Source organism: Alphaproteobacteria bacterium, assembly GCA_039980135.1.
In the GTDB taxonomy this organism is placed as follows: Bacteria; Pseudomonadota; Alphaproteobacteria; order UBA6615; family UBA6615; genus UBA8079.
Map to the genome: position 1 here is coordinate 739,380 of JBDXCV010000003.1, position 14,377 is coordinate 753,756.

Annotated in this window: 13 protein-coding genes; 3 read left to right on the forward strand and 10 right to left on the reverse strand. The window is 61.7% G+C overall.

The features are described 5' to 3' along the window. From ABJ363_05495 to ABJ363_05515, 5 genes are all read right to left on the reverse strand, one after another. Positions 1 to 828, reverse strand: coding sequence for an ABC transporter permease (locus ABJ363_05495; GenBank protein MEP4378435.1), 828 nt, complete (start codon positions 826 to 828; stop codon positions 1 to 3). Further along, positions 825 to 1,649 (reverse strand): ABC transporter permease, encoded by an 825-nt coding sequence (locus tag ABJ363_05500; GenBank protein ID MEP4378436.1) that lies wholly within the window; start codon positions 1,647 to 1,649, stop codon positions 825 to 827. Before ABJ363_05500 ends, ABJ363_05495 begins: the two co-directional genes overlap by 4 nt. A gap of 30 nt (positions 1,650 to 1,679) precedes the next feature. After that, entirely contained in the window at positions 1,680 to 2,519 is an 840-nt protein-coding gene (locus ABJ363_05505) for an ABC transporter ATP-binding protein (GenBank protein MEP4378437.1), read from the reverse strand. Between the two features lie 9 nt (positions 2,520 to 2,528). After that, positions 2,529 to 3,656 carry an ABC transporter substrate-binding protein gene (locus ABJ363_05510; protein MEP4378438.1) on the reverse strand — a complete coding sequence of 376 codons (1,128 nt, stop codon included), beginning with the start codon at positions 3,654 to 3,656 and terminating at the stop codon, positions 2,529 to 2,531. 296 nt (positions 3,657 to 3,952) lie between these two features. Beyond that, positions 3,953 to 4,444 carry an ureidoglycolate lyase gene (locus ABJ363_05515; protein MEP4378439.1) on the reverse strand — a complete coding sequence of 164 codons (492 nt, stop codon included), beginning with the start codon at positions 4,442 to 4,444 and terminating at the stop codon, positions 3,953 to 3,955. 235 nt (positions 4,445 to 4,679) lie between these two features. Here ABJ363_05515 and ABJ363_05520 point away from each other — a divergent pair, with 235 nt between their 5' ends. After that, positions 4,680 to 6,116, forward strand: a complete 1,437-nt coding sequence (locus ABJ363_05520) for an FAD/NAD(P)-binding protein (GenBank protein ID MEP4378440.1) — start codon at positions 4,680 to 4,682, stop codon at positions 6,114 to 6,116. Here ABJ363_05520 and ABJ363_05525 read toward each other — a convergent pair. Both ABJ363_05525 and ABJ363_05530 read right to left on the reverse strand, forming a co-directional pair. Beyond that, entirely contained in the window at positions 6,113 to 7,030 is a 918-nt protein-coding gene (locus ABJ363_05525) for a polysaccharide deacetylase family protein (GenBank protein MEP4378441.1), read from the reverse strand. The genes ABJ363_05520 and ABJ363_05525 overlap by 4 nt on opposite strands. Then, positions 7,018 to 8,061, reverse strand: a complete 1,044-nt coding sequence (locus tag ABJ363_05530) for an aromatic ring-hydroxylating dioxygenase subunit alpha (GenBank protein ID MEP4378442.1) — start codon at positions 8,059 to 8,061, stop codon at positions 7,018 to 7,020. The genes ABJ363_05525 and ABJ363_05530 overlap by 13 nt, the downstream gene beginning before the upstream one ends. 215 nt (positions 8,062 to 8,276) lie before the next feature. On the opposite strand from ABJ363_05530, the gene ABJ363_05535 reads away from it, so the two are divergent. Further along, the gene (locus ABJ363_05535; GenBank protein ID MEP4378443.1) at positions 8,277 to 8,906 is read left to right on the forward strand and encodes an NAD(P)H-dependent oxidoreductase; all 630 of its coding nucleotides are present in this window, start codon (positions 8,277 to 8,279) and stop codon (positions 8,904 to 8,906) included. 47 nt (positions 8,907 to 8,953) lie between these two features. Next, the gene (locus ABJ363_05540) at positions 8,954 to 10,588 is read left to right on the forward strand and encodes a CocE/NonD family hydrolase (GenBank protein ID MEP4378444.1); all 1,635 of its coding nucleotides are present in this window, start codon (positions 8,954 to 8,956) and stop codon (positions 10,586 to 10,588) included. On the opposite strand, the gene ABJ363_05545 is transcribed toward ABJ363_05540, so the two are convergent. The 3 genes from ABJ363_05545 to ABJ363_05555 are packed head-to-tail and all read right to left on the reverse strand — an operon-like array spanning position 10,589 to position 14,363. Next, positions 10,589 to 11,995 carry an FAD-binding oxidoreductase gene (locus ABJ363_05545; GenBank protein MEP4378445.1) on the reverse strand — a complete coding sequence of 469 codons (1,407 nt, stop codon included), beginning with the start codon at positions 11,993 to 11,995 and terminating at the stop codon, positions 10,589 to 10,591. Positions 11,996 to 11,997: 2 nt separating this feature from the next. Next, positions 11,998 to 13,323 (reverse strand): cytosine deaminase, encoded by a 1,326-nt coding sequence (locus ABJ363_05550; GenBank protein MEP4378446.1) that lies wholly within the window; start codon positions 13,321 to 13,323, stop codon positions 11,998 to 12,000. Further along, complete coding sequence (locus ABJ363_05555) at positions 13,320 to 14,363, reverse strand: aromatic ring-hydroxylating dioxygenase subunit alpha (GenBank protein MEP4378447.1); 1,044 nt, start codon at positions 14,361 to 14,363, stop codon at positions 13,320 to 13,322. The genes ABJ363_05550 and ABJ363_05555 overlap by 4 nt, the downstream gene beginning before the upstream one ends. Between the last annotated feature and the right edge of the window lie 14 nt (positions 14,364 to 14,377).

The window sequence follows — 14,377 nt, forward strand, 5'->3', positions numbered from 1 at the left end:
TTACTGGACGCGGTAGATGGACATCACGAAGGCTTCGACGACGAGCAGGATTGCGAAGATCAGAATGCCGACGCCCAGCAGCAGCAGAATTGACGATAGCAAAAGGGCGGTTTCGAAATTCTCGGCCGCGAACATGATGAGGTAGCCCAACCCGCGTTCGGCCGAGACGAATTCGCCCAGAATGACGCCGATGATGCCGAATGTGACCCCGAGGCGCAGCCCAGAGAAAATGAACGGCAAGGCGAAAGGGAACTTGATGCGCATGAAAATCTGCAGGCGGCTCGCCATCAACGAGTTCCCCATGCGCTCATATGTCGGGTTCGTCGCGTTGAGCCCGGAAATTGTTGCAACGAGGACGGGGAAGAACGCGATGAAGACCGAGAAAAGGATTGTCGCTTCGATCTCCTTGCCGAACCACAGGACGAAAACCGGTGCCAGTGCGACCTTCGGGATGAGCTGAAAGAACACGACGGTCGGGTAGATCGTATCCATGATGGTTTTCGAGTAGGACACGAGCGTCCCGAGAAAAATACCGAGCACCGCAGAGGCCAGGATTCCCCAGACCGCGGCCCAGAATGTCGGGCTGGCCTGTTGAATCATCAGCGAAAAGAACTCGATCGAAGTTTGTGCGACGAGGCTCGGTGCCGGAAGGATGACCGGGCTCACGCCCGTCATTCGCACTCCGAGTTCCCACAATCCGATCAGTACGGCTGCGGCGAGGACCGGTTGCGCCAGCCGCAGGAACCAGTCTGCCGCATTTGCGATAATCATTTCCTGCAGGCGTATGCCCGGGCGCAGGCTCTTGGCGGGATCTGGCGCAATGGTCATCGTGACATCCACCGGCTTGTGAGTATGTCCGCGGCCTGGACGAGGCCATAGAAAGCCAGCCCCATCAGGCACAGCACGGTGATCGAAGCGAGGATCAGGTCGGTTTCGAAGTTCGAGGCCCCGAGGAGAATGAGGAAACCGAGACCTTCCGATGACGAAATGAACTCGGCGACGATGACGCCGATGACCGCCAGCGTGATGGCAATCTTGCAGCCGCTGAAAAAGTAGGGAACGGACGCCGGCAGGCGCACCATCCAGAAGGTCTGCCAACTCGACGCCTTGAGCGCCGTGCAAAGGCGGACGAGGGATTTGTCCGTGCTCTGCAGGCCCGCGACCATGGAGATCAGGATCGGGAAGAATGCGATAAAGGTTGCGATCGACATCCGGGACTCCCATCCAATTCCGGCCCAGACGATGAACAGCGGTGTCCAGGCGACCTTGGGGACCAATTGGATTGTCACCAGAAGAGGATATACGGAATCACGGACATATTTGTTGATGGTGATCGCGGCGGCGAAGCCGATTCCCAGCAGCATGGCGACGAAGAAGCCCGCGATCGAATCGCGCATCGTCGGAACGGTGTGGAACCAGATGAGATCGAACCGTTCGATCAGCGCGATCCAGACGAGGCTGGGCGCCGGCAGGATGACCGAAGGGTAGTCGAAATAGGTGACCAGGAACTCCCAGAGAGCCAGTATGCCCGCCGCAAAAAGAGCCGGATATGCAAAGCTTCGGAGCGTGCCCATGTCGATGCCGACCTCGTCGAGGCGCACAATCAGGGGCTGCCAGACTTTGCGAACGCCAAGTGCTGAATCGGTCATACTGATGCTCTTATCAAGTCAGATGTTGGATCAGTCGTCTGCCATTCCAGGCAAACTCTGATGTTCGATGCGCCCGCGCAGATACCCGCAGATTTCGTTGAATTCGGTGGTTTCGCCGATCTCAAGCGTGCGCGGCCGCGGGAACGGAATGGTGATGTCTTCGATGATCCGGCCTGGCCGGCTGCTCATGACGAGCACCCGGTCGGAAAGGAACACGGCTTCGCGAATGGAGTGCGTCACGAACAATGCCGTCTTGTGATAGCTCTCCCACATGCGCATCAGCACGGCGTTCATTTCATCGCGCGTAATCGCATCGAGCGCGCTGAACGGCTCGTCCATGAGCAGCAGTTCGGGCTCGTAAATCAGGGCACGGCAGATCGCGACACGCTGACGCATGCCCCCCGACAACTGGCCGGGTTTGTGGTCGTAGAATCCGTGCAGCCCGACCTGGTCGAGCAGGGCCTCGGCGCGAACGCGAAGATCGTCCGGCGGGCGTTTGAACACGCGATAGGGGAACATCACGTTCTCGATCGCGCTTTTCCATGGCAGCAGGGTCGGGTCCTGAAACATGATCCCGATATCCTCGCGCGGTCCGGTCATGGGGGTGCCGCCGACGGAGATGTCGCCCTCTGTAATGTCTTCGAGTCCGCCGGCCATCATCAGCAAAGTGCTTTTCCCGCATCCGCTGGGTCCGAGGAGCGAGACAAACTGACCGGACTCGATGGTGCAGTCTGTCGGTGCGACGGCGTTCACCGCGCGTCGTGATTTCGGGTTGTAGGTCTTGCCGACGCCTTCGATTGAAAGGTAGGTCTCCGGCGTTCCCGAGGGAACGCCGGAGGTATCGGCCTGTACTTCTTCAAGCAAAGCCATTGTTGGTCCTTAGCTGACGAGTGCTGAATAGGTGCCGAAAGTCTCTTTGACCTGAGCCCATTCGGCCGCGTTGAGCTTGACGCCGCCCACGAACTCATTGGTGAACAGACCCGCTGAATCCGGTTTGGTATCGCCGGGCTTCGACGATGACGCGTAGATCGTGTCGGTCATCGAGGCATAGGTCGTCGGGCTCGTGAAGCCGATCGCGTTCTCGGTCTGCTCCGGCACCGTGGCGAGCGCCGCCCAGAGACCGAGGCCGACATCGGCCTGCTGCTTCGCCGTGCTCGACAGCTTGAATTCCGGCACTACGTCGAACATCGTCGCGATCGCCGCTTCCGGGTCGAGCAGGGTTGCCTTGACGCCTTCACACAGACCGACGGCGACAGCCTCGCAAAGCGCCTTGTTCTTCTCGAAATAGGCCGGCGATGTCATCAGGGAGTTGCCGTAGAAGGGCAGGCCGAACTTCGAATACAGGAACACCTTCGGTGTCTTGCCGGCTGCCAGCACCTTCGGAACCGCGCTGGTGCCGAAGGCCGAAATGGCATCCACCTGACCATCAATCAGCGCACGTTCGCGGACCTTGTTGTCGAGTGCGATGGATTTGATGGTTTCCGCATCGACGCCGACATTCTTGTAGAAGGCCGGCAGGAAGGGATACTCGCCCGACGTAAGTGTCGAGCCGACCGTCTTGCCGCCGAGTTCGCTCGGTGCCTTGATCGGGGAATCGTCGAGCACCACCACGCCCATGGACGTGTCGTAGCTCAATGTTGCCATCGTGATCAGTGGCAGGCCCTTGATCGCCTGCTGGATTCCGTTCGGGGCCGCGGGAACGCCGAACTCGTACTGGCCCTGGCCGATCTGCTGGACGGCGAGTGCCGAGCCCGAACCCTTTTCGATGCTGACCTCGATGCCTTCCTTCTCCCAGAACTGCAGTGCGGCGTATGACCAGGCCGTCGTGCCCTGGGGCAACCAGCCAAGCGTCAGCTTCACTTTGCTCTTGGTGGCCGCGTACACGGTCTTGGGAATGAATGTCGAGCCGGCCGCGGCTGCGGCGCCGGCGCCAGCGAGCGCGACGAATTTGCGGCGTGAAACGCCGGATTTCGTGTTGGTCGTATCTGGTGCTTTCTTTTTAGCCATTTTAACCCTGTTCCTTCTTCAGTTTGCCGTACCGGATTGACCGGGGCGGCGGTGGTATCCGATCGAAGGTGCTGTTCCCGGCGGGTTTTGCCTTGGCCGTTGCCAGCGTGCATCGATCAACTACCGGTAAGCTTTGCAACCGCTATGCCACAGCGGCCTCGATCCCCAAGTCGCGGAATTCCGGGATTCGGCGCGGTGTCGGGATTCCGTAAATGTTCATCTCGTGTGCAGGCCGCATGCGGATTGTGCAGTGCAGCGTCACCGAAATGGCGCGTTTTAACGAATTGCCGCGGCGATCACGGCTGCAGAACCAGATCCACGCCATAGCTGGAAAGCAGGTCGCAATCCTGGTGATCGACGATGTTGGTGTCGGCCAGTTCGAGATTGAAGAAGCCGACTTCCGCAGGTGTGAAAAACGGCCCCACATGCCAGGTGCCGAGATGCAGCTTGATCGCCACGTCTCCGGGTACCCGGAAGGCCCTGATCTCGTCGGGTTCGGGTTCTTTCCCGGGCGGGTCGGACGGGGCGGCGACCGCGATGTACCAATCCGCTCCGCCGACCGAGGCCAGACACTGGGTGACCTGCTTGTGGCGCGTGATCCGGTCGAAGCCCATGCCGCGGTTGGGCAGGCGCATGATGTAGAAGCGCGGCGTCCCGTGACTCAGATCCAGCTGGGCGTCGTGATCACCAAAAGGGACCCCGTCTTCCGTCACCTCGATGACATCGCCATAGGGGGCAAACGCCTCGGACGTGATCAGGCTGGGGGTGAGTGTGCGCGTGTTGGTCATATCTGCTGAATCTCCTTGCCGTCTGAAACTGCAAGCCATGTGCCAGCGCTATGCCCGGGAACCGTCCTGTGTTCGCACCGGTCCGGCGTTCGAACGCCCATGCTTTGAGCAACCTGACGGTAAATCAGGCAACCGGCAGCCCGCCGGAGCTCCGTCATGCCGGATATGCAGGCCTTCGCGTCTGGTATGTCGATTGCAGTTGTTGAGATAAGAACCGCAATAGAAAGACACCGCCATGCCGGATCCCATTGGCCTCGATGCACTTGAAGAATTGATCCGCCACGATCTCGAGATCATGGCGTTTCCCGACCAGGATTGGGTTCTTCCCCGCCCGGAAGTGCCAGATGGCGGCGTGCTGAACTGCGCGATCATAGGCGGCGGCCAGTATGGACTGGGCGCGGCCTTCGCGCTGGCCCGGGAATGCGTGCCGGATGTGCGCGTGTTCGACTCCAACCCTGTGGGCATGGAAGGGCCCTGGGTCACATTTGCGCGGATGGAAATGCTGCGGACGCCGAAGCAGATGACCAACCTCGATATCGGGTTCCCGAACCTTACCTTCCGCGCCTGGTATGAGGCGCAGTTCGGTTGTGATGCCTGGAACGATATGTTTCGCATCCCGCGTGTGATGTGGATGGACTACCTGATCTGGTATCGCAGGATACTGAATGTGCCGGTGCAGAATGACTCCCTTGTCGAGGACATTGTGCCGGTGGACGATGACCTGTTGCGCCTGACGATAAACCGGGCCGGGACTGCACAACATGTTCATGCGCGCACGGTCATTGTTTCGACGGGGACCGAAGGCCTCGGCAGCCGCAGTATCCCGGCATCCATCCGGGCGCTGCCCAAGTGGCTTTGGGCACACTCGAACGAAATCATCGACATGCGCGGATTCGCCGGTAAGCGGATCGGTGTTCTGGGAAGCGGCGCGTCAGCCTACGACGCCGCAATCGCGGCGGTCGACGCCGGCGCGGTAAGTGCCAGGATATGTTTCCGACGCGCGCAGATCCCGACGCAAAACCCGCGCCGCAGGATGGAAAACTCGGGCTATCTCTCACATTTCCCGGAGCTTCGCGACGCGCACCGCTGGTCTTATGTGCAGCACCTCTATTCGATCGGCCAGGGCCCGCCGGAACCGACTTTTACCAAGGCGATGTCCTATGACGCGATATCCCTGCATCCGGCTTCGCCCTGGGAGCAGGTTGAGCTGGCGGCGGATGGCAGCCTGCGGGTTGGAACCGGTTCGCAGACGTTCGAATTCGATTACCTGATCCTGGCGACCGGGAATTATGCGGATCTCGGGAGCCGGCCCGAGATGGCGTCCCTGATTGATGATATCGCGGTGTGGGGCGAACGCTACACGCCCCCGATCGAGCGTGAGGATGTCCGGTTGAACGGATATCCGTATCTCGGGAAGTTCGGAGAGTTTACCGAGAAAGTTCCGGGCACGGCACCCTGGTTGTCGCGCGTGTTCAACGTGTCACGAGGGGCAGATTTGAGCCTCGGGCCGCTGTCATCATCCAGCAGCAACATGAAGTACACCCTGCCGCGCATTGTGAAAGGCGTGACCCGGCAACTCTTCCTGGACGGCGCCGATGCCATGCTGGAAGACGTGGTGGGCGGGATCCATGACGAACTGACGCCCGAGATTCTGGCGAGCAACGCCGCCTAGGGCGTCGCTCGACCGGGCGGCGCGGGGACAATGCCTTCGGGCAGCGTCTCGATATGGGCCGCGATGCGCCCCGCATGGGTCAGCCAGACGTCGTCACGGAACGCCGCGATATGTTCCAGCACGCGCCGAATGTGCCGCAGCCGGTAGGGCCAGCCGACCAGGAACGGATGCAGAGACAGATTGAAGACCAGCGGCATGGCGCGCGACTGTTCGAGCATTTCGTCGAACTGGTCGATCAGGATATCGGCATAGTCGCGCGGCGTGTGGCCGGCGCCGTGGAGGCCGGGTATGTCGTTCGACGGGCGCGGATAGGGGATGGCGAGGATACGCCCGCCATCGCGCGTGGCCATCCAGATCGGCTGGTCGTCCGCGGCCCATTCCATCATGTAGCTGTAGCCGGCCTCCGACAGCAGGTCCGGGGTCGCCCGGCTCTGCGAGACCCAGGGGCCCATCCAGCCGGTCGGCGGGTGCCCCTCCTTCGCCGTCAGTGTGGCCGTCGTGCGTATGATGAGGTCGCGCTCCGCCGCCTCGGACATGTCGCCCTGGCGTTCGGCATTTGTGATTCCATGCCCGACAAACTCGTCGCCGCGCGCGCGAAAGGCGTCCATCACTGCGGGTGCGTGATCATACATCGCGGTGTTGGCGAGGACGGTGGCGGGCAGCGCGAGCCGGTCGAACTCCGCGAGCAACCGCCAGACGGCGACACGGTTGCCGTAGTCGCGCCATGAATAATTGACCACGTCGGGCTCGGGCTGCGCGTTGGCCAGCGGGATTCCCATGCCCTCGGCAAATGGAAAATGCTCGATGTTCAGCGCCAGATATACGGCCAGTCCCTGGCCTTTGGGCCAGTCATAAAGCGGCCGCGAAACGATCGGACTGTATTCATAGCGCCCGTGGCTGGTTAGGCCGCCCATTCGGACCCCGCCTTCTCGAGGCCTGAGGCCTCGGCTTCGCCATGGGCGATCAGCAGCTTCAGCAGCTGGCGACGCATTTCCAGCCCGGGTTCGTCGGAGGGAATGCTGACCTCGCCGCCGCGCGCCGCGCGCAACGGCACGTCGGGATCGCAGATCTCCAGAATGGCCATGTCTTCCTGGGTGACCTGGCGGTCGAAGGCGATGATGTCGGCGGCGGGTGCGTCGGCCTCGGTGTCGTTGCGCATCGCGAATTGCGTGACCATGGACCGGCCGTCGTCGATCGGGGCGGTCAGGGTGTAGATAATATGGATCAGCCCGTCCGGATAGGTGATCTTCATCTTGCGCGAAAACGGCGCATACCAGGTCTTTTCATAGTTGCGCACCGTGCGGTCGCTATCCTGCTTCAGATTCTTCTTCTGAATATCCGGGTTTTTCACCGGCACGACGGCGCGCATGATGAACCCGTCGGCGGTGGGTTCGATGGAAAGCGGCGCGGGCTCCGGTTCCTCGTTGATCCCGAAACTCTTGGCATGGACATAGGAGAAATGGGCGTTGTCGAAGCTGTTCTCCATGATTCGCAGGCCCGGCGCGTTCCAGACCTCGTGGAACTCGTCGACCCGGCGGTAGGCGGCATCGGCAGTCTCGGGCATGTCCGGGATGTCGTAGAGGGGGGAGTCGAGCGCGACCCAGATGACGCCATGGCGTTCCGCGGCGCGGTAAGAATCCGTGCGCAGCCCCTTCGGGATGCCGCCGTCGGGCCGCTGGGGGATATCGGTCACCGCGCCGGTCTTGTCATAGGTCCAGCCGTGATAGCCGCACACGAGACAGCCCTCGTCGGTCCAGCCGCGGCTCAGTTTTGCGGTGCGATGGCAGCACCGGTCGCGCAAGGCGCCGGGCGATCCGTCGGCCGTCCGCCACAGGACGATATCTTCCCCCAGGAGCGTGAACGCCATGGGCTTGTCGTCCAGCGCGGTTGCAGGGGCGACGGGGTGCCAGAACCGTCGCAGGAGCGGTTGTTGCGTGACCAGCATGATTATCTCCTAAGTCTCTCTGCTGGATGAGTTTGCAAGGACCATGCCGTGCGGGATCGCGCTGTCAGCCGACATGCGGGCGTTTCGGATGCCGCGATCTGCTCAAAAATTGAACAGCATGCCTGCCCGCAGGGCGTGGCGCTGCGACCCCGGCGCGCCCGGGACCGGCGTTCTCCGCGATCGCCGACTGGCCGCGAACTTGCAACGTGGGTGGTATGAGATACCCGTTCGAATATGTCGTCCTTCCCCATGAGCGGCCAAAGCGCCAAGTACTCGTGCTCTATGCGCACCCAGTCGAGGACAGCTTTCACGCCAGCCTGCACCGCACGGTGGTCGATACCCTTCGCGACGCCGGGCATGTCGTCGACGACTGCGATCTCTATGCCGAGGATTTCTCGCCGGTCCTCACCCGCCAGGAGCGGCTCGATTATCACGACCTCGAAGCCAACCAGCGGAATGTGAAGCCCTATGTGGAGCGCCTGCTGGCCGCCGATGCGCTGGTGATCGTGCACCCGGTCTGGATCTACGGGTTCCCGGCGATTCTGAAGGGGTTCTTCGATCGCGTGCTGATCCCGGGGGTGATGTTCGATCACATCGATGGCCGGGTCAAAATGAAGCTGCACAACATCACCAAGCTCGCCGGCGTCGTGACCTATGGCGGCACCCGGCCGCGCGCGTTCCTGGCCGGCGATCCGCCGCGCAAGAATATCAAGCGGGTGCTGCGTGCGATGGTGCATCCTGCGGCCGAATGCGCGTATCTGGCCCAGTATGCGGTGGACCTGACGGATTTTCAGGCGCGCGAGCGTTTCATCGCCAAGGTGCAGCGGGAGATGGAATTCTTCTAGTGACGGCTGTGACCCCATATTCCGTTCGGGCGGTGGAAACCGTATCCATGTTGACCCGTGATGGTGTCACTCTTGATGCCGATATCTACCGACCCGAACCAAAGCGCCCGGACGAGACGTTTCCTGTTCTGCTGATGCGACAGCCCTATGGCCGCCGTATTGCCTCGACAGTTGTTCTCGCACACCCGCGTTGGTTTGCCGCCCATGGCTATATCGTCGTTATCCAGGACATTCGCGGTCGGGGAACTTCCGGCGGCACCTATGCTCTGTTTGCCAACGATGCGGAGGACGGCGCGGATGCCGTTCGCTGGGCGGCGGCGTTGCCCGGCGCGAGCGGGAAGGTTGGGATGTACGGGTTCTCCTATCAGGGCGTAAGCCAGCTGCTCGCCGCGTCGGCGTTGATGTCGGAAGCGGGCAGTGCGAGGCCATTGCATGCCTTGGCACCGGCCATGATCGGGTACGGCATTCATGATGATTGGGTCTATGAGGGCGGCGCGTTCTATCTGGCCCCGAATATCGGTTGGGGGATTCAGATGGCGGCGGAAGAAGCGCGTCTGGCCGGTGACGAGGAGGCCTATACTGCTTTGCGGCGGGGTTTGTCTGCATTTCCGCTCGGCGGACCGGTTCCCTGCAAGCCTGACCTGCTTATGGACCGTCCGGAATATGGACATTATTCGGATTGGGTCTCGCAGCCTGCGCCGGGTCCGTATTGGGACCGGATTTCGCCGGCCGGAAAGCTCGATGGCCTTGATGTACCGGTCCTGCATGTGGGGGGTTGGTATGACCTGATGCTGCCGGGGACGCTTGCGGCGTATCGAGATCTGGTCGCCAAAACATCCGCTCCGCAGTCACTGATTGTTGGTCCGTGGACCCATATGAACTGGACTGGCTGGCACCCTGCGGGCCATTCCGGTTCGGCGGCGGAAAGCAATATCGACAGCGCGCTGGTTGCGTGGTTCGACCGATGGCTAAAGGAGCCGACAGGTCGCGGTAACGACGAGCCGTTTGTGCGACTGTTCGAGCTTGGCAGCAATTCCTGGCGGGAATTCGATGCTTTTCCCGATCCGGAACCGACGCCGTTCTATCTCTCAGGTGCCGGTCGGGCAGCGCTGATACCAGGATCCGGGGAGTTGGTTGAGTACAGCACTGATGGGCTGAGCGCTGACCCGATTGTCATGGACCCGTGGCGTCCGACACCCACCTCGGGAGGGCATTCCGATGATCCCGGGGGGCGCGTGGATCGTTCCGAAACAGATGCGCGAAGCGATGTGGGCACCTTCACCACGGCACCGTTGGTGCAGGACTTGAAGCTGGCAGGGACACCCCGTGTCGTGATTCATTGCCGGGGCGATCAGGAAAGTTTCGATCTTTCGCTGGTCCTGTCTGAGGTCCTGCCCGACGGCCGCGTGATCAATCTGACCGAGGGGTATCGTCGGGTTGCCGTCGGCGATGTCACGACCCCAATCGAAGTTGAACTCCGGCCTGTTGTCGCCTGTCTGGAGAAGGGTCGGGCCCTGCGCTTGTCGATTGCCCTGGCGAGCTTCCCGGCACACGCGCTCAATACGGGAACCGGAACCGCAGACCGTGATGCGCGCTCAATGGATGTCCCGATTACAACGGTCACGATATTACACGGCGGCGAGGCGCCGTCCTGCGTCCTCGTACCTGTGATTCGGGATTGATCAGGCAGCAGCGGGAAGAAAACTTCGCATCTTGCCAGGATTCAGCAGGCCCATTGGGTCAGCGTGTCTTTTGAAAATGCTCTGGTCGGTGGATACCGCTTTGTCAGGTGATCCGTCTTCCAGGGTCCATACATGAGGATTGGCAATCGCGACGCCGTTGGCTTCATGATAGGCGATGATTTCGTTCAGCCGTTCCTCGGTTGAAAACCGGACAAGCTGTAATCCGCAGGTGATGACCTGACCGCCAGATCGGATCATTTCCAGGTGCATGGGAACTTCGTCGCCGAATTTGCGAATCATATGGTCGACCACAGCCATGCTGTTTTCAGGGGGAAACAAGCTTTGCAGGTAGGTGAAGGACTTGTCGACCTTCATGGCGTGCAGGGTGGTGTGGTTCCAGGTGTACTCGTACAGCGGCAGTACGGATGAGGGATCATCTTCGACCGACTGCGCGTCCACGTCATAGACCACGTCGCCTCCATGCGCGGCAACCAGATCGGTAAAGCCTTGCATCGAAGACTCCGCGATCATGCAGATCACGATGTCATATCCGTCCGGGAGTTGCCCCTCGAGGCGGGGAAAGAAAGAGGGGATTGGCCAGGCGATCGGCGTGACCAGTTTTTTTACGATGGCGTCTGAAAGGGCCAGTTGCTGCCCGAAATTTGCCGCGGCTGCAAAACTGTTGAAGCTCACGACAACGTCGCGCCATGGCCACGTCGGTGCCAGCGGCATTTCAAGCTCGGTTATGATGCCGGTTGTCCCATAGGCGTGGTTAACGGCGTTGGCCTGATCGCCGCGTAATTCCAGAATTCGAGGGGCCTTCTCACAGGTGATGACGCGTGCCGCGTTGATGTTTCCGCGATCTCCGAGGACGCCATGTGTCACGGAACCAACGCCGCCCGAACCGCCAGCCACAAATCCGCCGATTGTCGCGGTGCGTTTGGTCGATGGGAACATCCTTTGTTCCCAGCCTGTGGCGCGGATTTCCCTATCGAGCTTGAGCATGAGTTTCCCGGCCTGAACCCGCACGAGGCCTGGCTTTGTCCATAGAACTTTGTCCATCTGGATCATATCGAGCACGGCACCGCCCACGAGCGGGACGGCCTGGCCATAATTGCCGGTACCCGCCCCGCGCGCCGTGACAGGGATCTCGAGCTCTGCACAAATTGACAGAATCTTGGTCACGTCAGCTTCTTGGCGCGGCGTGACCAGGATGTCGCCACGCTTCGCTGCCAGGCGTGGTTTCAGGACGGGGCTATACCAGTAGAAATCGAGCGACTTCTTTTTGACCCGGGACATATCCGTCGAGTGCGGAATGTCGCCTAGGGCGTCAATCAGCCGTTGCTTGTCGGTCTCACTGAGGGCGCGTGCCTCTGGTGTCTCGAAGGCGTCTGCGTGCCCGACCATTCTCAAGGCCCGTCGTCAAACAGGTCGTCCAGCTCGCGGTAGTCCGGCGGGGTGGTGTCGATGGCCTTTCCCCCGCGCAGAACGATGCGGTCCAACTGTGGCCGGCTGAGCAGCTCCGAGAAACCTCGACCCCGGTAGAGGACCAGGTCGGCAGCTGCGCCGGGCGCGATGACCCCGGTGTCGGCGAGCCCCATCACGGAAGCCGGGGTGACGGTCGCGGCCTGCGGCCAGTCCGTGTAGGGACGGTCCAGATGGGCGATACGCACGGCCTGGGTGAACACCTCGTGCATGTCCAGGTCGCCGAAACCGTAGAACGGATCGCGGGTATTGTCCGAGGCAACGGACACCGGTACGCCGTGCACCCGCAATTCGTGCAGCAGGGTGACACCGCGGTTTCGCGGCGTGTGTACGGGCCCGCGAGCCTGCAGGTACATGTTGCACATGGGCAGGCTGACGATGGACATCGCGGTTTCCGCGATGACACCGAGGGTCTCTTCTACATAGCCCTCGTCCTGCACCGACAACGAACAGCAATGACCGCAATTTACTCCGCCCTGGAAATCGCGCCGCCGGGCCGCCTCCGCGATGGTGCGCAGCGTGGTGGCGCTGGGGTCGAGGGTTTCGTCGACGTGAAAATCGAGGTCGAGACCGCGTTCCGTCGCCAGTTCGAAGACGAAATCGACCAGCTCTTCCGCATTCTCTTCCACCGCGGTGACCGCGCCGAAGATGCCGCCATGTTCGGCGACCACGTCGGCGATTTCCCGCATCGCATCGCGATCCTTGAAGAAGCGAAGATGGATAAGGCTGACGGCCTGGAGCTCCAGCCGGCCGGCCCATGCGTCACGGATGTCGGCGAAGACGGGCCAGCTCAGATCGGGTTGCGGCGGGATGCTGTCGATATGGGTGCGGATGGCGCGGGTGCCGTGGGCGTAGGCGGCGCGGAGCGTGAAATCCATGCGCCGCCGGACGTCTTCGGCATCCCAGCTCGCGTTGCGGTCCGACTGCACCGCCGTGCGTGCACCCGCATGGGTGCCGTCGGGATTCTGGGCGCGCGGCCAGGTGTGGCCCTTGTCGATATGGGTGTGCAGATCCACATGGCCCGACCAGACCTGCCCGCCGTCGAGGTCCAGCGCGGCGGCCGCGGAAGGCGCGGTCCCCGCGGCCTCGACCGCTTCGATGACGCCGTCTGAAATATGGAGATCGACACCGAAGAGGTCGTCGTCATGCGCCGGCGCGCCATCGGGAACGGCCCCCAGCAGGCATCCGGAAACCTGTGCGTTGGTGAGCCAGAAGTCGCGAGCGTCGGGGGTTTTGGCGAAGGCGTTCATTCCGCTGCCTGTCCGATCGGATAGGCGTTCGTGGCTTCCGCCTCGCCATGCTCGGCCAGCAGCGCGCGTAATTTGTTGCGCATCATCATGCCCGGCCGATCCGACGGCATATGCGCCTCGGACTTCGCCGACAGGTCGAGCGGCACGTCGTAGGCCGTGGTCTCGAGGATGTATCGGTCCTCGTCCGTGACCTGGCGGTCGAAGGCGTTGATGTCCGCCGCCGGCACATCCGCTTCGGTGTCGCTGCGGGCCGCGAACTGAATGACCATCGAGGATTTATCGTCGATAGGGGTGGCGCAGGTGACGATTACGTGGATGAGACCGTTGGGGTACTGAATGCGCAACCGGCGCACGAAGGGCATGAACCATGTGGTGGTGAATGTGCGCACCGTCCGGTCTGAATCGGTGCCCAGCATTTTTTTCCCGATGTCGGGGTTGGCGACCTCCAGTTCGCTGCGCATGACAAGTCCGCCCGGTGTTTCCTCGAGCTCGATCTCGCCTGGATCGGGCTCGTTCTGCATGCCGAAGCTTTTGCGATGGGTAAAGGCCACATGGGCGTTGTCGAAACTGTTTTCCATCAGGCGCAGGCCGGCGCAGTTCCAGACTTCATAAAATTGCGGGATCAGGCGATAGGCCGGGTCCTCTGCTTCATCGATTTCCGGAACCTCCGCCAGCGGCTCGCTGTCCAGACACACCCAGACATAGCCATAGCGCGTGGCGGCATTGTGGGTCCGGATCGCGAAATTGGTCCCGCGATCGGATTTCATCTGCTGGGGGACGTCGATGCAGGTGCCGGTACAGTCATAGGTCCAGCCGTGATAACCGCACACGATGTTGCCGTCTTCGACCCAACCACGGCTCAGCTTGGCGGACCGATGGCAGCATCGGTCGGTGGCCGCTGCCGGTTCGCCGTCCGGACCCATCCAGACGACGATATCTTCGCCCAGGAGTGTGAACGGCTGGGGGCCGTCGAGCAGGCTCTCGGCCGGCATGACAGGATACCAGAAGCGGCGGAGAATATTCTGTTGGGTCGCAAGCATGATCGAAGCTCCAG